This is a genomic window from Mesorhizobium sp. P160219 (assembly GCF_057786095.1).
The window spans coordinates 2521069-2543620 of the sequence record NZ_JBYNWG010000001.1; the positions used below are offsets into that span (position 1 = coordinate 2521069).

General features: G+C 63.8%; 19 protein-coding genes. 8 read left to right on the top strand and 11 right to left on the bottom strand.

Annotated features, from left to right (window positions below; all coding sequences use genetic code 11):
- Nucleotides 1-73: 73 nt before the first annotated feature.
- From AC3EMP_RS12140 to AC3EMP_RS12150, 3 genes are all read right to left on the bottom strand, one after another.
- On the bottom strand, nucleotides 74-1219 hold the full coding sequence (locus tag AC3EMP_RS12140; protein ID WP_352711009.1) for an ABC transporter ATP-binding protein: 1146 nt from the start codon (nucleotides 1217-1219) through the stop codon (nucleotides 74-76).
- Nucleotides 1220-1308: 89 nt separating this feature from the next.
- Nucleotides 1309-2259 carry a PfkB family carbohydrate kinase gene (locus AC3EMP_RS12145; protein ID WP_352842577.1) on the bottom strand — a complete coding sequence of 317 codons (951 nt, stop codon included), beginning with the start codon at nucleotides 2257-2259 and terminating at the stop codon, nucleotides 1309-1311.
- 3 nt (nucleotides 2260-2262) lie between these two features.
- Nucleotides 2263-3063: a beta/alpha barrel domain-containing protein gene (locus AC3EMP_RS12150; RefSeq protein ID WP_023682642.1), complete on the bottom strand. Its 801-nt coding sequence runs from the start codon at nucleotides 3061-3063 to the stop codon at nucleotides 2263-2265.
- Nucleotides 3064-3225: 162 nt separating this feature from the next.
- Here AC3EMP_RS12150 and AC3EMP_RS12155 point away from each other — a divergent pair, with 162 nt between their 5' ends.
- The 3 genes from AC3EMP_RS12155 (at nucleotide 3226) to AC3EMP_RS12165 (ending at nucleotide 6387) form a co-directional block, all read left to right on the top strand.
- Nucleotides 3226-3987 carry a DeoR/GlpR family DNA-binding transcription regulator gene (locus AC3EMP_RS12155; protein WP_023692210.1) on the top strand — a complete coding sequence of 254 codons (762 nt, stop codon included), beginning with the start codon at nucleotides 3226-3228 and terminating at the stop codon, nucleotides 3985-3987.
- A gap of 256 nt (nucleotides 3988-4243) precedes the next feature.
- On the top strand, nucleotides 4244-5392 hold the full coding sequence (locus AC3EMP_RS12160; protein WP_352596889.1) for a Gfo/Idh/MocA family protein: 1149 nt from the start codon (nucleotides 4244-4246) through the stop codon (nucleotides 5390-5392).
- A gap of 14 nt (nucleotides 5393-5406) precedes the next feature.
- Nucleotides 5407-6387 (top strand): alpha/beta hydrolase, encoded by a 981-nt coding sequence (locus AC3EMP_RS12165; RefSeq protein ID WP_352711013.1) that lies wholly within the window; start codon nucleotides 5407-5409, stop codon nucleotides 6385-6387.
- Here AC3EMP_RS12165 and AC3EMP_RS12170 read toward each other — a convergent pair.
- Nucleotides 6375-7439 (bottom strand): LacI family DNA-binding transcriptional regulator, encoded by a 1065-nt coding sequence (locus tag AC3EMP_RS12170; protein ID WP_023834883.1) that lies wholly within the window; start codon nucleotides 7437-7439, stop codon nucleotides 6375-6377. The genes AC3EMP_RS12165 and AC3EMP_RS12170 overlap by 13 nt on opposite strands.
- Before the next feature lie 225 nt (nucleotides 7440-7664).
- Here AC3EMP_RS12170 and AC3EMP_RS12175 point away from each other — a divergent pair, with 225 nt between their 5' ends.
- Entirely contained in the window at nucleotides 7665-9068 is a 1404-nt protein-coding gene (locus AC3EMP_RS12175) for an FAD-binding oxidoreductase (RefSeq protein ID WP_023823531.1), read from the top strand.
- On the opposite strand, the gene AC3EMP_RS12180 is transcribed toward AC3EMP_RS12175, so the two are convergent.
- Nucleotides 9065-9709, bottom strand: a complete 645-nt coding sequence (locus AC3EMP_RS12180; RefSeq protein ID WP_023754010.1) for a YjbE family putative metal transport protein — start codon at nucleotides 9707-9709, stop codon at nucleotides 9065-9067. The two genes, AC3EMP_RS12175 and AC3EMP_RS12180, sit on opposite strands and share 4 nt — an antisense overlap.
- A 257-nt stretch (nucleotides 9710-9966) precedes the next feature.
- Here AC3EMP_RS12180 and AC3EMP_RS12185 point away from each other — a divergent pair, with 257 nt between their 5' ends.
- From AC3EMP_RS12185 to AC3EMP_RS12195, 3 genes are all read left to right on the top strand, one after another.
- Nucleotides 9967-10608, top strand: a complete 642-nt coding sequence (locus AC3EMP_RS12185; RefSeq protein ID WP_352711018.1) for a ThuA domain-containing protein — start codon at nucleotides 9967-9969, stop codon at nucleotides 10606-10608.
- Between the two features lie 139 nt (nucleotides 10609-10747).
- Nucleotides 10748-11854, top strand: a complete 1107-nt coding sequence (locus AC3EMP_RS12190) for an OmpA family protein (protein WP_352711020.1) — start codon at nucleotides 10748-10750, stop codon at nucleotides 11852-11854.
- Between the two features lie 44 nt (nucleotides 11855-11898).
- The gene (locus tag AC3EMP_RS12195; RefSeq protein WP_488494619.1) at nucleotides 11899-13155 is read left to right on the top strand and encodes a caspase family protein; all 1257 of its coding nucleotides are present in this window, start codon (nucleotides 11899-11901) and stop codon (nucleotides 13153-13155) included.
- 58 nt (nucleotides 13156-13213) lie between these two features.
- Here the strand turns inward: AC3EMP_RS12195 and AC3EMP_RS12200 are convergent, their stop codons facing one another.
- Nucleotides 13214-13846 (bottom strand): DUF6931 family protein, encoded by a 633-nt coding sequence (locus AC3EMP_RS12200; RefSeq protein WP_352514644.1) that lies wholly within the window; start codon nucleotides 13844-13846, stop codon nucleotides 13214-13216.
- A 160-nt stretch (nucleotides 13847-14006) separates the two neighbouring features.
- On the opposite strand from AC3EMP_RS12200, the gene AC3EMP_RS12205 reads away from it, so the two are divergent.
- Nucleotides 14007-14543 (top strand): OmpA family protein, encoded by a 537-nt coding sequence (locus AC3EMP_RS12205; RefSeq protein WP_023732205.1) that lies wholly within the window; start codon nucleotides 14007-14009, stop codon nucleotides 14541-14543.
- 88 nt (nucleotides 14544-14631) lie between these two features.
- On the opposite strand, the gene AC3EMP_RS12210 is transcribed toward AC3EMP_RS12205, so the two are convergent.
- The 5 genes from AC3EMP_RS12210 to AC3EMP_RS12230 all read right to left on the bottom strand — a co-directional run bounded on the left by AC3EMP_RS12210 (nucleotide 14632) and on the right by AC3EMP_RS12230 (nucleotide 22543).
- Nucleotides 14632-16245 carry a caspase family protein gene (locus tag AC3EMP_RS12210; protein WP_023695271.1) on the bottom strand — a complete coding sequence of 538 codons (1614 nt, stop codon included), beginning with the start codon at nucleotides 16243-16245 and terminating at the stop codon, nucleotides 14632-14634.
- 265 nt (nucleotides 16246-16510) lie between these two features.
- Entirely contained in the window at nucleotides 16511-18907 is a 2397-nt protein-coding gene (locus AC3EMP_RS12215) for a M23 family metallopeptidase (RefSeq protein ID WP_023818541.1), read from the bottom strand.
- Complete coding sequence (locus AC3EMP_RS12220; RefSeq protein WP_050485828.1) at nucleotides 18904-19365, bottom strand: DUF1036 domain-containing protein; 462 nt, start codon at nucleotides 19363-19365, stop codon at nucleotides 18904-18906. Before AC3EMP_RS12220 ends, AC3EMP_RS12215 begins: the two co-directional genes overlap by 4 nt.
- A gap of 11 nt (nucleotides 19366-19376) precedes the next feature.
- Complete coding sequence (locus AC3EMP_RS12225; protein WP_023682631.1) at nucleotides 19377-21788, bottom strand: serine/threonine-protein kinase; 2412 nt, start codon at nucleotides 21786-21788, stop codon at nucleotides 19377-19379.
- On the bottom strand, nucleotides 21785-22543 hold the full coding sequence (locus AC3EMP_RS12230; RefSeq protein ID WP_023682630.1) for a PP2C family protein-serine/threonine phosphatase: 759 nt from the start codon (nucleotides 22541-22543) through the stop codon (nucleotides 21785-21787). Before AC3EMP_RS12230 ends, AC3EMP_RS12225 begins: the two co-directional genes overlap by 4 nt.
- Between the last annotated feature and the right edge of the window lie 9 nt (nucleotides 22544-22552).

Genomic DNA, 22552 nt, shown 5'->3' on the forward strand with positions numbered 1-22552 from the left:
CGTCTGTTCATTCAGAAGCCTTCTTGTATCTTCCGCAGGCACCTCGCTCCCGCCCGCGGTCTTCCGCAGATCTTCAGATCGCCAGATGCGTTTCGGGATCGAAGAAATGGAACTTGGCATCATCCACGGCCAACCGGATTTCCGAGCCGGAGCGGACGGCGCTGATCGGCTCGAACCTCGCCACCGCGTTCGACGCCAGGCCGAAATCATCCACCGCATCCGGATCGCCGGAGTCCACCCGGACCGCGTCGATGTTCATGTGGACGATCTGTTCGGAGCCGAGTTCCTCGATCGAGGTCACCCTGGCCGGTATCGTCTGATACTTGCGACCGGATTCAAGGCTGCTGTCATAAAGATCCTCCGGTCTGATCCCGAACACGACCTTGCGCCCCGCATACGACCTCAAAGCCGGCCTGCGCACGAAGGCTGCATCCTGCAGCCGGACGGCGAAGTCGCGAAAAGCGAGCTCGCCGCCCTTCAGGGTCGCCTCGAAAAGGTTCATCGAAGGAGAGCCGATGAAGCCGGCAACGAAGGCGTTAACCGGCGATTCATAGAGCCTCTTGGGTGTGTCGACCTGCTGCAGCACACCGCCTTTCAACACCGCGACTCTGTCGCCCATCGTCATCGCTTCGATCTGATCGTGGGTCACGTAAATGGTCGTGACGCCGAGCTGCTTTTGCAGGCTGGTGATTTCGGCGCGCATTTGCACACGCAGTTTCGCATCCAGATTGGAAAGCGGCTCGTCCATGAGAAAGGCGGCCGGCTCGCGCACCATGGCGCGGCCCATGGCAACCCGTTGACGCTGCCCGCCTGACAGGTTCGCGGGTTTGCTGTCCAGCAAAGACGTCAGCTGAAGAGTTTTGGCGATCTCGTCCACGCGCTTCTTGCGCTCGGCCTTCGGCTTGCCTGCCAGCCGCATCGAAAAGGCGATGTTTTCGGATACCGTCATATGCGGGTAGAGCGCGTAGCTCTGGAACACCATCGCGATGTCGCGGTCCTTGGGCGGCATGTCGACGACGTCGACCCCGCCGACCCGAAGGCTGCCGCTGGTGATGTCTTCCAACCCCGCGATCATTCGCAACGCCGTGGATTTGCCGCAGCCGGAAGGCCCGACGAGGATCAAGAACTCGCCGTCCTTGACCGACAGGTTCAACTGGTCGATTGCGCGAAAACTGTTCCCGTAGGTTTTGCAGATCTTCTCAAGAATGACTTCTGCCATATTCCTCCCTCCACAAGTATAAGCCCTGATTTTTATGATTCTCCTGGGCTTGTGTTCGCCTGCGAAATGTTTCGTCGGATCGTTTCAGGTCATGCTCCAGCATCCACATGCGCATTTTTCAGGTCGACTGCTGACGGCGCGTTCGCCGATGCCAGGAGTTGCGTGACCTGGTCCTCGGTCGGAAGCGCCTCGCGCCCGCCACGCCCCGTTATCGAAACGGCCGCCGCCGCGGCCGCGAATGCGATCCGGCCCGCGGTGTCGGCTCCGCGCGTCAACGCATGGGCATAGGCGCCATGAAAGCAGTCACCCGCGCCTGTGGAGTCGACGACCGCAACCCGGTGCGGGGGCAGGTGCCAGAGACCTGTCTCTTCACGGCCGCGATAGTACACACCCCTGCCTCCATCGGTCAGAACCACGGCGGATCGCGATGGCAACCACAAGGCATCGAGCATCTCGGCAGGCGATCGGCGCCCCGTGGCAGTCCGTGCAAAGCTAAGTGGAAGAATGAGATGGTCGCAGAGCGCGATCAGCCGCTCCGTGGCGGGGCCGCTGCTCCATTCGATATCGCCGAGGATCGCAAGGCCGAGATCGCGAGCCCGAGCCACGACATCCAGCGACCCGGTCGCATAGCTATCGACGATCAGGACGGTTGCGCGGCTGAGGATATCGTCCGGAAAGTCCGGAGCGGTGCCCAGCATCGCATCGTCGTCATACGCGATGAACCTTTCCCCGTCCGAGCCGACGGTGATCCGCGAGTGCACCGGGCGCGCGTCGGGATGGCGCGGCGCGAATGCGGTTTCAATACCGCTCGCCACGAGATCGAGCTGCACCGCGTTGTCCGAGGCACTGGCCAGCCATCCGACGAACCCGGCGGTTCCGCCGAGCCGCGCGACGGCGGTCAGCGCCGTCGCGACATTTCCCCCGAAGGCGCGGGTACTTTGCAGAACCTTACCCTTGCCCGCCGACAATGGCTGATCGACGTAGACGATGTCGTCGATCGCAATAGCGCCGAAGCCGAGGATCGAGGGGATCGTGGGCATCGTTCAGGCACCCGCCTTCGCCAGGGCGTCTTGCGCCGAAAGGCCGTCATGGATGACGCCGCGAAAGGCAAGCGCTGCCTTCTCCGGATCGCCGTGCCCCCAGAGATTGCGGCCGACCACGGCGCCGTGCGCGCCGGCACGGATGGCGTCCGCCGTCTGCTGAAGCGCGCCGAGCAGCGTATCGGTCTTTGGACCGCCCGCGATGACAACCGGCACCGGGCAGGTCCGGACGGTCTCCCGGAACGACTCGAAATCACCAGTGTAGCCGATTTTGATCACGTCGACGCCGGACTCGTAACCGATGCGCGCCGCATAGGCGATCTCGTCGGGGGTGAAGACGATCTTTGCTCCGTCGGTGAAATCGCGAGGGTAGATATGCGCCACCACAGGCATGCCGTAGCGGGCCGCCGCATTCACCGAATCGGTCAGCCAGCGTATGTATTTGCCCTCCGTCGCGCCGCGCACCGGAATGGCCACGGCCAACGCATCGGCCCCCGCGCGCACCGCGTCCTCGGGCGTTGCGATCAACTCGCTGATGCGATCGTCCGCGGTGAAGCAGCCCGCCTGAATCACCAGGGAAGCTTTGCCCGCATATTGCGGCCACAGATGGCGCGCGGTGCCAGGCTGGATGCTGACGTAGTCGGGTTTGCCCGCCATGACGCGTGCGAGCGCACCCGGCAGGTCGGCAAGGCCGCCTTTGCGCACGTCGCCATAGCCGACGAAGTGGTCGACCGCGCCGCCAAAAAGGTTCCCCGATGGATGCGAGAAGAGGCGCGCGAGACGCACCTTGGTTCCTAGGCTCATGAGTCCAAAATTCCCTGATCGGTTGATTTAAAAAAGCTCGATCCAGTGTTTCCGAAAGAAAAAGGAAAAACAATCTTTCGAAAGCTTTCGAATCTGCATATTTCCGGTAAGGTGAGCCGAGGCCGGCGCGATTGCTCGGCGCAGGCAGGCAAGGGCCGGGCAATGTTGTCGGAGCAGAGACGCCAATCGATCCTGGGCGAGGTGCAACGCAGCGGACAGGTTCGCATCAAGGACCTGTCGGACGGGTTTGGCGTGTCGGAGGTCACGGTGCGCTCCGACCTCGAAATACTGGACCGCAAGGGACTGCTGACCAAGACCCGTGGAGGGGCGGTGACCCGGACCACCGATTCGACGACGGCCGCGTTCGCCCGGCGGATGCAAACGAACCTCGACGCAAAGAAGCGCATCGCCCGGGCGGCGCTCGACCTGTTCGAGGACAACCAGTCAGTCATCTTCGACGGCGGCTCGACCTTGATGCAGCTTGCCATGCAGTTACCGCCGCTCAGCAATGTCGTGGTCGCGGCCACGGCCATGAATATCGTGCAGCATCTTATGCATCGTCCCGGGCTCGACGTTCATATGATCGGCGGCCGGGTCTATCCCGACACGGTGAGCACGCTGATCACCGATGCCGATACGGCTCTCGGCGGCCTGGTAGCGCATCAGGTCTTTGTTGGAGCGCATGCGATAGACTCGTCACTGGATGTGGTCGACGTGAACGAAGACATGGCGCGAACGAAGCGAAACCTCGTTCGCATGGCCCGGCGCGTTGTCCTGCTCGCCGATTCGAGCAAATGGGGCGTCAGCGGGACGTCCAAGGCATTTTCGCTGTCGGCCGTCGATGTGGTGATCACCGACGATGGCCTGCCCGGTCCAATACGCAGCGAGCTTGATAGGATCGGGGCCAAGGTGATCTATGCCTGAACCCATCCCGGTCTCTGATGCGCGACGGAAGACGCGCATGACCCACGGGCTTCGCAGCGGCCGTCGGCCGTTTTTCATGCAGGTCATGTTCTCCTCCTCACGCTGGCCGCCTCCCAGTGCGCGCCAGAATTCTCATAAGCTCTATAAAAATTTTACGCGCGTCAACATTTAAAATCCTGTATAGCGGATTGCTGGGGGATCGTGGGAACTGCAACGGTTCGCGCAGCATGCCCTTGGCTTCGGAGGAAAGCTGGAAATGCACGGAAAATCAGAGACAAAGCTCGGCATCGGTGTCATCGGCTGCGGCAACATCTCGATGACCTATCTGCGCAATGCAGCGCTCTTCGGTGGTGTCGAGCTACGCGCCTGCGCCGACATTTCCGCTGACATGGCCGAGCTGCGCGCCAGGGAATACGGCATCCGCGCCCTCGGCGTTGACGCGCTGCTGGCCGACCCCGATATCGACCTCGTGCTGAACCTGACAATCCCCGCGGCGCATTTCGATATTTCGTTCTCGGCGCTTTCGGCGGGCAAGCACGTCTTCACCGAAAAGCCGTTGGCAACCTCCGCCGCCGACGGCCGCCGGCTTGTCGCCGAGGCCGCGAAGCGCGGCCTGCTGATCGGCTCGGCGCCGGACACATTCCTGGGTGCAGCCGGCCGCCGCGCGCGCCGGCTGATGGATGACGGCGCCATCGGCAAGCCGGTGACCGGCACCGCTTTCATGATGGGACGGGGCATGGAGCACTGGCATCCCAATCCGCAATTCTATTATCAGCCCGGCGGCGGTCCGGTGTTCGACATGGGTCCCTATTACCTGACCGTGCTGGTCAATCTGCTCGGGCCGGTCGAGCGCGTCATGGCGATGGCGACGCGCGGCCAGGAGGAGAGGCTGATCACGGCCGACGGGCCGTTCAAGAACACGACGTTCAAGGTCGGCACGCCGACCAACATAATATCGCTGCTCGAATTCCGCTCGGGCGCCACCGTCACCTTCGGCGCCTCATGGGATGTTTTCAAACACTCCAACCATCCCATTGAACTGCACGGCACCGAAGGCTCGCTCAGGCTACCCGATCCCGACACGTTCGGCGGCACGGTCTCGCTGTCGGAACGTGGCGCCGACTGGGCCGATTTCGCCAGCGAGAGCGAATTGTATGGCGCCCGCAACTGGCCCTATGTGGCGCCCGACCGCGCCAATTACCGCATGCTCGGCGTCGCCGATCTGGCGCGCGCGCTGGCCACGGGCAGAAAGCCGCGCGCCTCCGGTGAGCTGGCGCTGCAGGTGCTGGAGATCATGGAGGCGATCCTGGCTTCCGGCGAAAGCCGCGGCTCGGTTGCCGTCAACGGCACGGTCGACCAGCCGCCGCTGCTTGGCGAAGACGAAGCGGCAACCCTGCTTGCCTGACGGGAGGTTCGTCCGTGACATTGCCACCGTCCCTGCCGACACTCGATCCGGAGGCCCGGCATGTGCTCGAGCTCGGCAGCCAGGCCGGCGCGCCGCCGTTCGAAACGGGAACGCCTGAGCAGGCGCGCCGCGCCTACAATGAAGGCTTCCCGACCCTGCAAGGCGAGCGCGAGCTGGTCGCGTCGATCAGCGAGCGCATCATTGCAGGACCCGGCGGTCCGCTGAGGCTCAGGATCTATCGCGGGCAGGGCGCGCCTTCGGCAGGCGCTCCGGCGCTGCTTTATCTCCATGGCGGCGGCTGGGTAATCGGCAATCTCGACTCGCATGACGAGATCTGCCGCTGGTTCGCCAACGAGGCAGGCGCTGTCGTCGTTTCCGTCGACTACCGGCTGGCGCCGGAACACAAATTCCCGGCGGCAATAGAGGATTGCCGAGCGGCACTTGCCTTCATGCAAAGCGCCGCGGACGAACTCAGCATCGACGCTGCCCGCATCCCGGTTGCCGGCGACAGCGCCGGCGGCAATCTCGCCACGGTGCTCGGCCTGCTCACGCGGGGGGACAAAAATCCGCCGGCAGCGCAGCTTCTGTTTTATCCCAACACCGATGCCGGGCAGACGGCCGACAGCTATCGCCGCTTCGCCGCAGGCTTTGGCCTGACCGCCTCGACCATGGCCTGGTTCCGCGACCATTATATCCGCAATGCCGCCGACATCGGCGACTGGCGTACCTCACCGCTGAAGGCGGAAAGCCTCGCCGGTGCGCCGCCCACCTTCATCGCCATCGCCGGTCACGACATCCTCGCCGACGAAGGCGAGGCCTATGCCAGGCGTCTGCAGCAGGCCGGCGTGCCGGTCGTGCTGGAACACTGGCCCGGTCAGATCCACGGCTTCGTCTCGATGGGCCGTCACGGCCCGGCAGCGAGACAGGCGGTTGCCGCCGCCATTGCCGCGTGGCGAAGCTTCGATCCTGCCTTTGGAAAGGCTCAAGCGGACTGACGCATCACCAGGGCGGCGTCGAGGCTGACCTTCGGCGCGACGTTTGCCGTATCCTCGTTGAGCAAAGCGAGCAGTGTCTCGACGCTGCGCCCCGCCATGGCGGCAAAATCCTGCGCGATGGTGGTCAGTGCGGGGCAGGTGTAGCGGCTCAGCGGATGGTCGTCATGGGCGGCGATACGCAGGTCGCAATCGGCCTTGCGGCCGATCTTCAGCCCTTTCGCGAAGGCTGCCGCCATCACGCCGAAGGCCAGGCGGTCATTCGCACACAGTATGGTCTTGCCGGGCAGACCCCCGGTCTTGCCGGGCAGACCTCTGGTCTTGCCCGGCAGGCCGCTGGCCCCGAGCATCTGTTCCATCTGCTCGTAGCCGATGCGCTCGAAATCCCATGTGTAGTCTCGGGTGTTGCCGATAACCACCGGCTCCTGGCCAAGCTGACGCATCGCGGCGACGTAACTGTTCAGGCGCTCCGGCGAATTGTGATTGACATGCGGGATGTCGAAATAGATCGGGGCGTCGCCGGAGCGGCAGAGATAGTCGACGATGGTCGAGACGCTCTGGGCATTGTTGTTGCCGACAAAGGGCGTGCCGCCTTCAAGATAGGTATCGAAATAGACGACCGGCATTGTCTGGGTCAGCTTCTCCAGCGTGCGCCGGTCCGAACGCAAGCCGAGCGGCGCGATCAGCGCGCCCGAAACTTTCAGCGACAGGATGGTACGTGTCGCCTCCATTTCGAGCTCGGTTGAGCCATGCGAGGAGATGACGATCGGCCAGTAGCCCTCGTCGCGCAGCCTGAGCTCGATGCGGCTGACCATTTCGGAATAGAAGGGATCGGTGACCGTCGGTACGACAATGCCGATGGCGCGGGTGCGCTTGCGGTTGAGGTTGCGGGCAAACAGATTGGGCTGGTAGTCGGACGACCGCAACGCCTCTTCGATGCGCTTGCGCGTTGCCGGCTTGACGCTGGTCGGATCGTCGAAATATTTCGACAGCGTCGGCCTGGAGACGCCGCAGGAGCGGGCGAAATCCTCCATCGTCTTGTGCGTCATTGGCATTCAATCCTCGTCTGGCACGCGCCAGAACCTCGGTCATCCCTTGACGCTGCCCACGGTCCTGCAGCCGGCGCGTCCGCCACGCAACGGCAGACGAAATTTACAGGAAACGTCAGTGGGTTCAACGCGCAATGACAGATTATACCGTGCGTAAATTTGTTCAATTGACGCGAAAATTGTCGCGCATCAAAGTCTCGGTCACAAAGAGCGCTGAAAAGTCCAGGCACTATGACACAACAGATCGATCGGCTTCTTTCCCAGCTATATCGTCGGCTCGATGCCGCCGCGATTGTGATCGGCGATGCTATCGATCCGCGCTATGGCGACGACCTCTCCGGCAAGGGCGGCGGCCAGCCCGAACTGGTCTTGCGTCCGCGCAACGCCGCCGACGTCGCCGAAATCCTGCGCCTATGCAGTGGTATCGGCCAGAAGCTGGTCGTCCATGGCGGCCGCACCGGGCTGGCCGGCGGCGCGCGCGTGCAGCCGGGCGAAGCGGTGCTGTCGCTGGAGCGCATGACCGCGGTCGAAGCGCCCGACCGCGCCGCGGCAACCATCATGGCAGAGGCCGGCGCGCCGCTGCAAATGGTGCAGGAAGCGGCCGATGCAGCCGGCCTGATGTTCGGCGTCGATATCGGCGCGCGCGGCACGGCGACGGTCGGCGGCAACATCGCCACGAATGCCGGCGGCATTCGCGTGCTGCGCTACGGCATGTACCGCGCCCAGGTTCTGGGGCTGGAGGCCGTGCTTGCCGACGGCTCGATCCTGACTTCGTTGCGTGGCCTGGCCAAGGACAATTCGGGATACGATCTCAACCAGCTTTTCATTGGCACCGAAGGCACGCTGGGCGTGGTTACTCGCGCCTGCCTGCGGCTGCATCCCAAGCCCGCCACCGAGGTTGCCGCATTCTGCGCGCTTGGCTCGCTGGGGGCGGCCATTGCGCTGCTCGACCTGCTCAAGCAGCGGCTCGGTCCCTTGCTGTCAGCCTATGAGGTGAATTTCTCGCCGCTCTACGGCTCCATGATTGCCGGCATGGCGGCGCCGGCGCCGCTGCCGGCCGGCGCGCCGGTTTACGTGCTGGCCGAGATCCAGGGCAACCAGGCCGAGCTGGACGGCGAGCGTTTCGCTTCGGTGCTGATGCAGGCGGTCGAAGACGGCATCGTCGCCGACGTGGTCGTCTCGCAGTCGCCGCGCGAATTCCGTGCGCTATGGGATGTGCGCGAAGAGGCCAACCGCTTCCTGTTTGCGATCGAGGGCATGATCGGCGTCGACATCAGCATCCCGTTGGCGACCATGGCGGATTTCCTGCGCAACGCCGAAGCCGCGATCCACGCCGTCGACAGCAGCGCCGAGATCTACGTCTTCGGCCATCTCGGCGACGGCAATCTGCACTATCAGGTCGACACCACGGAACCGGCGGCCGCCTATGAGATCATCTATCGCGGCGTGGCGGCATGCGGTGGCGCCGTCTCGGCCGAGCACGGCATCGGCCTCGACAAGAAGAAATGGCTGAACCTCGTGCGCAGCGACGCCGAGATATCGGCCATGCGCCGGCTGAAGGCGGCGTTCGATCCGCACAACATCCTCAATCCCGGGCGGATTTTCGATATCGTTCGATCGCCAGGAGGGATCTAACTTGCAGCTGGCGAGAGCAGCGCGTGGAAGTCGACCGTTCTCATCTGCTCGATGCCGTCCAGAGTCATATTTCCCGCGACATAGACGATGATCGCCAGACCGAGCCAGCCGATCCAGCGATACCTGGCAAGCAGCGCCGCCACCAGCGTCGAGGCGACCGCCATCAGAACCACCGACAGGATGAGACCGAACACCAGCGCATTCATGTCGTGGGCGGCGGCGCCCGCCACGGCCAGCACATTGTCCAGCGACATCGAGACATCGGCGACGACGATCTGCAGGATCGCGGTGCGCAGCGCCTTGGCCGGCCGCGCCGTCGCAAGTGCTGCGGCTTCAGTGTCGACGTCCTCGCCGTCGCCGGCCGAGCGCAACTCCTGGAACATGTTCCAGCACACCCAGAACAAAAGCATGCCGCCGACCAGCATGATGCCCGGAATTTCCAGCAGCTGCACCGCGATCACCGCAAAGACGATGCGGATCACCGCCGCCGCGGCAATGCCGGCGATGATCGCCTTCTGCCGCAACGCCTTGGCGAGGCCTGCGGCCGCCATGCCGATCACCACGACATTGTCGCCAGACAGCACAAGGTTAATGGTGATGACTTCCAGATAGGCGGCGACAGTCGTCTGGTCGAAACTCATAGAGCGGTCTCCCCGGAAGGCTCCGGCTGGTTGCGGCGGATCGGACCGATGTCTGCGCAAACGCGAAGACAGCCGATTTGAGTGCAGCCCGGCATTGAAACAAGACGCCAGCGCGGCCAATCGGTCCTCATCCACGGAATTCATCGCCGGGTCGTGATTTCCGACCAGAAATGCCCGTCCCAGAATGCCCATCATGGAAGGGAAGACAAAAGCGTTCCGCTTGCCTATCAATATTGCCGACCAAAGGAGAGACGAGCATGAGCAAGACGGCACTGATTTTCTGGAGCGGATGGGAGGGTCACACGCCGGCCCGCAGCGCCGCTGTCGTCAGCGAGATATTGACCGGGCATGGCTTCGAGGTGCGGATAGAAGAGGGCACATCCGCGCTCGCCGATCCGCAGCTCCCGGTCATCGATCTGATCGTGCCGGTGATCACCATGTCGACGATCGAGAAACCGGAGCTGCAAAACCTCACCGCCGCCGTCAGCGGCGGAACCGGCCTTGCCGGCTTCCACGGCACAATGGGCGACAGTTTTCGCAACGAGCCGAACTATCAGTTCATGACCGGCGGCCAATGGGTCGCGCACCCCGGCGACATCATCGACTACCGTGTCGACATCATCAGCGACGATCCGATCGTCAGGGGTATCGAGGGTTTCGCCTACCATTCCGAGCAGTATTACATGCATGTCGACCCGAGCAACGAGGTGCTGGCGACGACGACGTTCAGCGGTGAGCATCTCGACTTCATCGACGGCGTCGTCATGCCCGTGGTCTGGAAGCGCCGCTACGGCAAGGGCCGCGTCTTCTTCAGCGCGCTCGGCCACACGGCGGATGAGTTTTCCGTGCCGCAAATGCGCACCATCTTCGAGCGCGGGGCGTTGTGGGCCAGCCGGTAACCGGGGCCTGTCCGAGCAAGCAACGGCGATATCACGCCTCCGCTACTCGCTAAGCCGCGGCTAACGCTCTATGCTGGCTGAGGTCACGGCGTTCGACCGCCGTCATCGCAACTGAAATGTGTTGTCACGGGGGACATGCATGTTCGGGGTCGTCGGATTAGTAAGGCATGGAAAGTCGTCGCAGCGCTGGCGTCCGCCCGCTCTGGTGGTCGTGGTGTTCGGTCTGTTGCTGCTTGCGCCGCAGGCGGCCAACGCGCAGCTGAACTGGACGCTCGATCCGGCGAATTCGACACTCACCTATCAATCGGTGAAGAAGAACACCATTGTCGAAACCAACAAGATCAGGAACCTCTCGGGCACGCTGACATCGGATGGCGCCGCCAAGGTCACGTTCGACCTCAACTCGGTCGACACCGGCATCGACCTTCGCAATGTCCGCATGCGCTTCCTGTTCTTCGAAACCTTTAAATTCCCGACGGCGGAAGTGACGGCGAAAGTCGATCCCGCCGCTTTTGCCGATCTCGCCACCAAACGGCGCATGAGCGCGCATATCCCGTTTCGCCTGGGCCTGCACGGCGTCGACAAGGACCTTGAGGCCAATGTCGTGGTCACCATGATCACCGACAGCATGGTGTCGATCGCCTCGGAGGCGCCGGTCGCCGTGCATGTCGAGGATTTCGGCCTGTTGCCCAACATCGAAAAACTCCAGCAGGCGGCCAATGTCAGCAGCATCGTCCCGACGGCTTCGGTGTCGTTCGACTTCGTCTTCACCGCTGACGGCGCCAAGCCTGCGGCCACGCCTGCCGTCGCGGCCGCAGCCCCAGCCGATGCGGGGCCGGTCGCCACAGATGCAGGCAAGACGTCCTTCAGCGACGATGAATGCCTGAACAGGTTCGAGGTGCTGTCGCGCACCGGCGCCGTCTATTTTCGCCCAGCCAGCGCTCGGCTCGATGAAAAGAGCCGCCCACTGCTGGCCGAGGTGGTCGGCGTCGTCGGCAAATGTCCGAAACTGAAGGTCGAGGTTTCGGGCCATACCGATTCCGACGGCTCGCCGACGGCCAACAAGAACCTGTCGGAACGGCGCGCCAAGGCGGTCGCCGACGCGATCATCGCTGCGGGCATTCCATCGGCGCAGATCACGGCTTCCGGCTATGGCGAGGAAAAGCCGGTGGCGCCGAACGATACGCCGAAGAACAAGGCGCTGAACCGGCGGATCGAGTTCTCCGCCACGCCGCTCTCCAACTGAGCCGGTCCTTAACTGAGAAGGCCCGTCAACCGAAAAGGAATCCGGTGCGTTTGGACATCATTGCAAGTTGCGGCAACTTCATGCGCGGCATCGGCCTCGCCGTGCTGGCGCTTGCGTTGACCATGACCATTACCATGACCGCGGCCAGTGCCGAACGCCGCATCGCCCTGGTGCTCGGCAATTCCCATTACCGGAACGCGCCGGTGCTGCCCAATCCGGTGAACGATGCGCAGGCAATGTCCGATCGCCTGAAGGGGCTGGGCTTCGAAATCGTCTCCGGCCTCGATCTCACCAAGGCGCAGACGCAGGAAAAGATCGCGCAATTCGCGCGGCAGGTGCGTGGCGCCGATATCGCGCTGTTCTTCTATGCCGGTCATGGCCTGCAGGTCTCGGGCAGGAATTACCTGCTGCCTGTCGATGCGGCGCTGGAGGACGAGACCTCGCTCGACTTCGAAGCCGTGCAGGTGGATTTCATCCTGCGGCAGATGTCGCGCGAGACCAGCATCAGGCTGGTGTTCCTCGACGCCTGCCGCGACAACCCGCTCGCCGATGTGCTTGCCAAGGAGACTGGCGGCGACAGCACGGCAAGCAGCGGCCTTGCCGAAATACCGATCGAGAATGGCGGCGCCGGCACGCTGGTCGCCTTCGCTGCCAGTCCCAACCAGCTCGCCTATGACGGACCGGGCGAGCACTCGCCATTTTCGGCGGCGCTGCTTGCCCATATCGGCGAGGTCAACGTCTCGATCACCGAAGCGATGAACCGGGTTACGTCGGATTTGTTCAAGGCCACAGCCGGACGCCAGCGGCCCTGGATCAACGTTTCGCTGGCCACCGATGTCGTGCTTCACAAGGTCGATCTCAAGGCGCCGCTGATCGTCGGCGATTCAGGCGCGGCTGCGCCCGAAGGCGATACGCAGGCGCGCACCGGCGCGGCCGCCAATCCGCCGGGTACGGACGCCGGCGAGCAGGCGCTGGAACAGCTGCGTGAGGAAATTCCGAAGCTGGGCTCGGACGCGCCAGTCCTTTTCGACGTTCCGGTCAATTTCGGCGACCCGTCGATCGACGGCAAGAGCATCGCCCAACTCATCCAGGGCAAGCCGCACTTCAGTCCGGTCGAGGGCCTGGAAAAGTCCGTCTGGGACAACCAGTGCAGCAACTGTCATCAATGGACCGAGGAGCGGCTGTGCGACCAGGCCAAGACCTACGTCACCAATGATGTCTCGGTGTTGCGCCTGCAACACCCGCTGGGCACGCGCTTCAAGGTGGCACTCGGCAAATGGGCGCAAAACGGCTGCAAATGAGACCGCCAACAATGGGTTGGATCAGATTTCAATGAAATCTCATCACGATCCAGAGCAATCAGGCTCGGCGCAGCGCCTCGGTTCCGGCCAGATGGATGCCCATCTCGACAAAGGCGGTGAGCACGGAGAAACGGTCCGCCACCGCAACCCGCGCCAGTCCGGCCAGTATGCCGGCATTGACGGCATGCGCAGCCGGCAGCGGCCGCAGCCTCGACCCGTTGGTCTGCGGCGTCAGGCCATTGATGTGCCGTTGCGCCGCTAGCGCGATCCAGCCGGCAGGCGTGTGCTGCTGCGTCATCGCCGCCCCGGCGACAGCCTCCCGGCGGCTTGCATTGTTGGGGTCGCCGACCCAGTCCTGGATCAGGGCCAGCGTTGCGAGATCCTGCTCTTCGAGCAGCTCGGTCAGATGCCCAAGGCACTCATGGCCCCACCAGATTGCGGCCCGGTCAGGCAGGAGATAGGCGCAAAAGGTAATCGCTTCCTCGGGGATGCGCCCGGCCATCAGCCGGCGGCAGAACTCGAGCGAGGGTTGGTCGGTCGGAACGGCCGTCATGTCCCGGGCGACAGCCGTGTTCGCGGCGAAGAGATCGCGTGCGGTCTGGAATCGAAGCCCGTTGACCATCGCTGCTGTTATCCTCCCCCAGCCCTCACTCAACCCGCCTGCGAGGCGCGGGTCAAGTCTGTCGACCACCACATGTCCATGACGTTGTTCACAGACAAACGCCTCACGGTTTGGTATATTCCACAGCCGACCGTGATCTCGACAGATCATTGTCGAACAGGAAGAGTTGGCCCGGATCCATGGATCGGGCCTGAGTGAAAATCGGATGCTCGAAACGGGAGTAACCGTTATGCAGCGGCACATTTCAGTCTTGGCATTGGCGACCGTGCTTTTCTCGACTCACGTCTATGCCGACCCACTTCAGAAATCGGAAGACATTGTGAAGTTCTTTGCCGGCACGATCGATCACGGCGCGGCACGCGGGATTTGTGTCGGCACCGAGGACGAGTGCAAGAGCAAGACCGGCCAGAAAGAAAAGCCTCCGGAGAAGACCGGCCTCGATATGCTGATCAATTTCAGCCTGGATTCGTCCGAGCTCGACGCCAAGGCGCGCAGCGAACTCGACGAATTTGCCAAGGCGCTGAAGGACGATCGGCTGAGCAAGCTGTCCTTCGTCGTCGAAGGCTATACCGACGCATCCGGCTCGGCGACCTACAATGAGGGGCTGTCGCAGCGCAGGGCGCAATCGGTCACCGCCTTCCTCGAATCCAACGGCATCGAATCCACCCGCATCAAGGCGGTCGGTCTCGGCGAGGCCAATCCACGCAATCCCGATCCCTACGATCCCGTCAACCGGCGGGTCGAGATGCGGATCAAGGCGCAGTAGCTTCGCCGGCTGCGTCTTCCGGCCGTCGTCAAACACAACGCCGCGCGTCCAACGGACACGCGGCGTTTTTATTGTTTGACATGATCGATCAGTTCTTGAGCACGCCGCCGACCGCTACGCCGGTGCCGAAGATCAGCGCCTTGGTCAGGAAATCATTGTTGTCCCGCGGCGGCGGCTCATCCTCGCGCACGACCTCCCGGTTGCGCCTTTTCTGCACGAACTGCTGCTGTCGGCGCGGCTTCTGGGCGTACTGCTTCTTGCGTGGCTTTTCCGCCACCGGCTTCAGCGTGCGGGCCTTCTGCACCATCTGTTTTTTCGGCTTGTCCACGCCGGCCTGGTCGGCCTCATGCTTGGCACGCACGGCCTCCATCATCGGATCCGTCTGGATAACCAGGAATGCCAGTTGCTCGCGCGTCAGGAAGGTGGTCGGAGGCAGCCCGTTCCCCTCTTGCCAGTCGCCGATCGCTTGCCGGGTCTTGGCGCCGATATTGCCGTCAACGCGGCCAAGCTCGTTGCCCAGCGCCTCGACGCGCAATTGCAGGTCGATGCGGCCCTGGCGATCGAGACCGATCGCGTTCTCCGTCGCCTCGGTGCCCAGCACCTTCTTCATGTCGTCCGAAATGCCGACCGAGGTGCGCACGGCAGAACCCGAGTTCGCTTCGTCGGCATCGAGCGCTGCCACCTGCCGTTCCTGGGCTTTCGGATCGTTCAGCGCATCGATGTTGAGCCGCGCCACCGTGGCGAAGCGGCCATTCGGGAACTGTTCGAGATAGGCTTCGTAGAATGGCGCGGTGTTGCGCTTCGAGGCCTCGTCCCAAAGCCGCTGCTCGACTTCCCACGAAGGCGGTTCGCTGGTGACGGGGGCAGGGGCGGGCGCTGTCGCGGCGTTCGCGTCGTCGGCGGCCGGTTTTGCCACCGGCACGGCTTCGGCGGCCGGTTTGCCAAGGAAAACCTCGCGGCCCAGCGATGCGTTGTGCCATGGCCGCTGGCGGCCTTGCGTGGTCTCGGCCACTTCGCCGCGCACCCGCGTCAGCGCGCTCTGGATCTCGATGCCGGGTTCGGTCAGGTGCCTGGCGAGCGCGGTCGAGTAGGGGCTGTCGACGCCGTTGCCGTCAAAGGCGATGGCGCCCGGGTCGGTGGCATAAGCAATCAGGATGCCGCCGGTGCCGACGCCCTCTGATTTAGGGTCGATCGGCGCCAGGCCGGTGCCCAGCGCGGTGGAGCGGGTCTTCGGCATCGCGGCCGCCAGTGTGCGTGCCAGCGGATTGTCGCGGCAGGCATCGAGGATGATGACGCCGACCGCCGGGTCGGGTGGCAATGCGGCCATGAAGTCGTCGATCTGGACGGTGCGGGTCTTGAGATAGGCAGGTGACGTCAGTTCGGCGTCGACCGGGATCAAAAAGTTCTTGCCGTCGACCTGCATGCCGTGGCCGGCATAGAAAATGACGGCGAGGTCGGCATCGTAGGACTGCTCGGTGAATTTGCTGATCAGGCTGTGCATGCCGGCATTGTCCTGGTCGACGCCCTCGATCACCTCGAAGCCGGCATTGCGCAGCGTCGATGCGATGAGATGCGCGTCATTGGCCGGATTGGGCAATTCGACGGCATGGACGTATTTGCTGTTGCCGATGACCAGCGCGACGCGTTTGACGCCACCGGCATCCGGCGCCGCCGCCTGGACGGTGCCAAGCGCGGTCAGCATTAACAGAAAAAATCCGCTCAAAAGGACGGCAAACGCTTTCATGGGATCGGCCCTCCGCCCCAATGGGGCGCGTTATTGATGGCTGCGCATGCTAAATTTCACCAGCGACTGTATCGCTTCTGCCAAAATGGCTGTTGGGCGTATGTGATCCCAGCCACAGTTTTGGTTCACAAGGACCCAAAAACCTTCCCAAATATCCGCAAACATACCATTGGCCGGCCTCAGAACCAATCGGCTTGGCGAAAGCCGGGGCGAACTGCCAGCTCTAGCCCGGCTCAAGAGTATTTTGGATCGAGCCGACCAGTGCCGTTATCGCCTGCTTGTATTTTTCGAACTCCGGCGATGTCTGGCGGACTTCCGTCGTCGTCTGCTGGCCCGCATCGGTGGTGGCGGGCGTCGGCAATTTGCGGCCCATCTTCCGTTCCGCCCAGTCGACGACGTAGCTGGCGGTCTTGCCGGCAAGAAACGGGTTGGCCTGGATAACGGACGAGCCGAGCACGGCGCTCAACTGCGCCGATCCCGGCGACGCCAGCACCTGATGTGCGCCTTCCATGCCGAGGAAATGGCAGAGATAGAGCCGGCCGGCGGTAATCTGATGGCCGCGCGCCTTGAGATAGGCTTCGCCCTCGCGCGCCAGATTGCGCACCATCTCACGCGAGATGGTGGCGTCGTAGCGCAAAGCGAGCAGGTCTGCGGTCGACAGCGATCGCGCGAGTTCGGGACGATAGGTGTTCATCATCCGGATCCAGGTCTTGGATATGAACTGGCCGGCGCCTGTCGCCGAAGACAGCGGGTTCTTGGCCCGCGCGCTACCGCCCGATTCGACGTGGACGATACGGTCGGTCAGCGTTTCGACGGCGGGATCGCTGGAAGTGACGGCGATTGCAGCGGTCACTGTTCCGAGCGGATCGATCGCCTGACCGCTCTGGTAGAGTTCGAAATGCAAATGTGGCCCGGTCGACAGGCCGGTGGTGCCGATATAGCCGATGATGTCGCCGGCCTTCACCTTGGTGCCGACACCGCTGGCAATGGCGAATTTCGACATATGCGCGTAGCGCGTCTCGCGGCCGCCGCCATGGGCGATCTTGACCACATTGCCGTAGCCGCCGCCGTCGCCCTGGAAGATGATCTCGCCGTCGAAGGCTGCGGCGATCGGCGTCCCCACGGGTGCTGCCCAGTCGACGCCCTTGTGGATGCGAACAACGCCCAGGATCGGATGCTTGCGCGGCCCGAAGGTCGACGTCATGACACCGTTGACCGGCGTCACCATGCCGTTGGCCACCGTCAGCGAGCGCACCTGGTCATCGCCCGAGACGCAGGAAAACTGGCCGTCGCTCTGCTGGAAAACGAAACAATCCAAGCTCTTTTGCGTGCCTTGGATACCGACATAGAGCACCCGTCCGTCGGTCTCGTTCTTGCCGCGCGGCGTCTGCGAATAGATCAGCACAAGACGCTGGTCCTCGCTGGCGAAAGCATCCAGATCCTGTCCCCGCGACAGATACATGATGGCTTCGCCAATGATGCCGCTCGGCACATTGTTGCGGGCCGCCGTCGAATAGATCGCGTCGAGCAGGCGGTATTGCCGTTTCTGCGTGCCTTCGGTCTCGGCGCCCGAATAATTGAACAGGTCCTCGCGCACCCACGGGTCGACGCCCGACACGAAGGCACCGGCCGCGTTGCGTGTCAGCGTGCCGACAAAGACGTTCCTGGCGTAGATCGAGACCTGCATCAGCGACATCGTCGTGGTCTCGCGCGTCGGCCTAAAGCCGCGCATCGCCACGACATAACCAGGCTGCAGGCCGTCCTTGTCGAACAGCGCCTTCAGCGCCTCGCCGGCAAGCTTTGCGTCGTCGGCGGAAAAATGCGCATCGAGCGCCACGCTGTCCAGGCTGCGGTCGTTGAGGATTTTCACGAAAATGTCCTCGGTCGCCTCGAAGCGCTGATATTCCGAGCTGACGTTGGCAACGCTGGTGTTGTTTTCGACCGCTGTCTTCTGAAAGGCGGGGAGTGCTGCTTCGCCCTCATCGATGGTCTCGCCCCAGCCGGCCTCGGGGTCATCGGCCGCCGCCGATGCACCCGGAGCAGCCTGCGGGTCAGGAGCTGGGCCGGAGGCCGCCGGAGCCCCGTCCGCGCCGGGCGATGGTTGAAGATCGTTCTGCAGGTCATTCTGCGGATCGTTGGGTTCGGCGGGTGGCGCGACCGCGGTCTTCCGCTGCGCCTGGAAGAAGGCGAAATCCTCCTGCGTCGAGGGGATCGTCGTCATGAATTTTTCGCTGGCGCTCAGCATCACGTCGGAGAGAACCATGATCTGAGGGGAGATGCCGGCCTGGTCGAGCTCCGTCGGGCGCGGCATCCCGCGGCTCTTGGCGGCGCCCGCCTCCGGCGCCAGTGTGATCCACATCGGGTCGCCGGCAAGGTCGATGATGGCCGGCACGTAGACCGATGCGTCGGCCGGCACGTCGTCCGAGTCTTCGACGGCATGCAGTTCCTCGTCCTCGTCGCGGAACGACCAGTAGTCGGCGGTAAGATAGAAGCCGGTGGCAATCGCGGCGAGGACGATTGTCGCCAGGCCAGCCGCCAGCCCGAGCCAGATCCTGCGCCTGCGTAGCGCGGCGCGCGCCTGCTTCTTTGCCTTGAAGCTGGTGTCGATGCTGTGCGTCACGGTGCGCTTCCGGTCAGGAAGAAGGTCCAGCGCACCTGTTCCTGCGTGTCGACTTCGAGAAACTTCGCCGCGATATGGCCGCGCTGCCAGCATTCATCGATGCCGCGGATCGAGAACCGCCGCCGCTCGATGCACATGTCGGTGGAGCCTGCCAGAATGGCGTGGCCGAAGACATCCGTCGCGTAGATGTAGATGTAGCGGTTGGTCAGCTCCTCGCGAATGACGTTGACGCATTGATTGGCGCCGATGGTCCACCAGCCATCGGTCTGGTCGGCATCGTCGACCTTCTGACCGACGGCAAGATTGACGACGTCGAGCGTCTGGTTGCAGACGGTGAATTCGGCGCGCGCATGCCCGGTGGAAAGAAGCGCCAGCAACAGCGTCGCGACCGCGCTCGCGGCGAGCTTCACGCGCACGTTCCGGGCAAGCAGGACGGGATCTCGGCGACGGCGTTGCATCGGCGTCGGTGCTAGCCGCCGAGGCGGAAGTATTTGGCGGTCGCCGAAAATGCCGAACTCCTGGCGCCGATCTCGTCGAGGATCCTGGGCAACAGCACCGAGGCCGGCGTCGGCGTTGTGAAGTCCGCCGCCTTTATGTCCTGCGGCCCGGTGATCACCATGATGATCTGCGGCAACGCCTTGCCTGCCGCCTTGTCGGCGGCGCCGAGCCCGATCGGGATCGAGAAGGTCGCCTTGTCGGCTTGTACGACAACATGATCGTCGAGGTTGAACGCGATGCCCCTGTGGTCGATCAGGAACACGCTCGACACCAGCCCGCCATGCGTCATCAGCGTGCCGTCGATCGGCGAGCCGTCCGGCACCGATGTCTGGTCGAGGACAAGCTGCGGCCTGTCGGCCGTGCTCGCGCCCATGAAACGCAGGAAGCCGGTGATCCCGCATTGCGGGGGCTGGATAAGGCGGACGCTGATATCCGGCTCGACATGGAACTTCGCCTGGAATTCCCCAAGCAACTGTTCGAAGGGTGGCACCGACGTGCCGAAGCCCTCGATCGCGACACCCTTGTCGGCGACCGACGTCACCGTCGCAAAAAAACAATCACCACCATTGAAGGCGCGTACCCAGGTGACCCGCTCCGCGGCCGCATCGGCCGGTGGCGGCACCTCCGGCTTGGGCACGTTCATGGCAATGTCGGGCTCTGCCGGCTTGTCGGCCTGCTCACCGCTGGCGATATCGGGCTGGCTCGGCTTAGGCTCCGCGGTCGGTTCAGGCGCCTGCGTGTCCGGCTTGGGCGCCTGCGCGGTCGGTTCAGGCGCCTGCGCCTTGGGCTCGGGCGCTTGAGCGGTGGGTTCCGGCGTCGGTGCTGTGGGTTTGGGGGCCTCGGCCGTCGGTTCAGGTGTTTGCGTGGCTGGCGCTGTCGCCTTGGGCTCTACCGGCGGACTGACAGGCTCGGGGTTCTTCGCGGCATCGGACTGTGACGGGCCGGATGGCGGTTGCAGCGCGACGGTCTTGTCGGTTGGTGCGGCCGGCAGCGGGGCCGTGGCGCTCGACGCGACTGGCGGCGTCGGCTGCGGCTCGACCGGCGCTTTGGCCTGATCTTCAGCCGGAGTCTCCGCTGGTTGCGGCTTTGGCACCGTCTTCTCGACCGGCGCAGTGTCCGAAACGGGCTTGTCAGCGACGATCGGCTTTGTCAGTCCGGGTTGGAGCGGCTTGCCGGTGTCGGTGAGGCGAGGCCGGTCTCCGAATCCCACGATACCCGATGCATAGAGCCCTCCAAGCGATACCATGACCACCGCCGCCAGCACCGCGATCGTCAGATTTCTGCCTGTAGTAGCACGCTTCGGCGGTGTGCTTGCTCGCTTGGGAGTTTCAGCAGCCGGTTTCGGCTGCGACAGGTGCGCCGGGCGCACGTGCGGCACGAAAGACGGCTCCGCCGTGCCGCTTGGCGGGGCCGAACCGAAGCCTTGGGCCGGCGAGTCCCCGATCTTCGAGACAGGCCCTGCGGTCTGCCCGGTTCGCGGCAGACCGGGCCGGGGCGCGAGCGATGCCGGCGGCAAGGTCGCGTCGCTGTCGTCGCGCGTCAACCGGGCGATTTCGGCCATGCTGGCCGGTCGATCATCCGGGTCAGGCTGCAGCATCGCTTCGACGATGTCCCTGAAATCGGCATCGATGCCGGAGAGATCAGGGACGGTCCGCCGTTTTTCGACGATCTCGTATTGCGAGCCGCCCATATCGATCGGCTTGCCGCGCAGCGCCGCCGCCAGCACCAGCCCCAGGCTGTAGATGTCGGACTGTTCGCTGACCTCGCCGCCATAGAGCCCGAGCTGCTCGGGGGAGACGTAATTGTATTTTCCGGCAAACTTGCCGCCGATCAGCGTCTCGCCACCGACCGCGGCCGATCGCGCAATGCCGAAATCGATGATTTTTGCCCGCTCGACCCGGCCTCCCGGCAGGATGATGTTGTCGGGCGAAAGATCGCGGTGGATGGCGCCGGCCTGGTGCACGGCGCTCAGGCCCGAGGCCAGCCGGTGGCACAGTTTGCGCACATCCGGAGTCGCCATCGCCCCGCCGCGCATGATGTCGTAGAGCGACTGGCCGTCGACGAATTCCATCGCCAGATAGGGCCGCCCGATGCCGGGATCTATGGTGAAGACGTGGTAGCGCACGACCGCGTCATGCGACAGATGGTTGAGGATCGAGGCTTCCTTGCGAAACAGCGACAGGATCGTCTGATCGCGGGCGAATTCCGGCAGCACGATCTTGATCGCGACATGATCGCCGGTCTGGATGTTGTGGCCGCGATAGACTTCGCCCATGCCGCCCGACGCGATGCGTTCGTCGAGCTCGTAGATGCCGCTGAGCTGCGTGCCGACGCTGGTATCCGCCATGTTGGGCAATAGCCGGGTCTTGTCGTCGGAGCTCATCGGTCGTGGCCTCCTGCTCGGGACAGGCCATTGCCTTTGTCTCTGATCTTGACCAGAACGATGGTGACGTTGTCGGTGCCGCCGCGCTCAAGCACCATGGAAAGCAGCTTTTCGCAGGCAGCCTGCGGCGCTCCCGAGAGCACTGCTGCCGCAATTTCCGCGTCGCTGACATGCGCCGTCAGCCCGTCCGTGCTGAGGATGAAGATGTCGCCGGCAAGGGTCTCTCCCTGCTGGAAGTCTATGGCGATTTCGTCGTTGACGCCGATGGCGCGGGTGATGACGTTGCGGCGCGGCCAGTTCTCCGCTTCGGCTGCGCTGATCGCGCCGCTGTCGAGCAGTTCCTGCACCTCGGTGTGGTCGCGCGAAATCTGCGAGATCGCGGCGTTGCGCACGAGATAGACGCGGCTGTCGCCCGACCACAGGCAGGCGAACCTGCCGTCCATGGCCAGCAGTGCGGCAACGGTGGAGCCGATGGTCACGCCGCGTGAGCGCGAAATCCGGCGAATCTCGGCATGCGCCCGGTTCAGCCGATCCTCAAAGCGGGCGCGCAGATCCGGCGCCGAACTGGCGATGCCGATCGTCGCCAGATGCTCGACAATGCTTGCCGAAGCGACTTCTCCGGCCTCGTGCCCGCCCATGCCGTCGGCCACCACCCAGAGGCCGATCTGCGGCTCGACCAGAAAGCTGTCCTCATTGTGGTCGCGCACGCAGCCCTTGTGGCTCACGCCGTAGCTCTCAAAGGCGGCATCGTTCACTTGCCTACG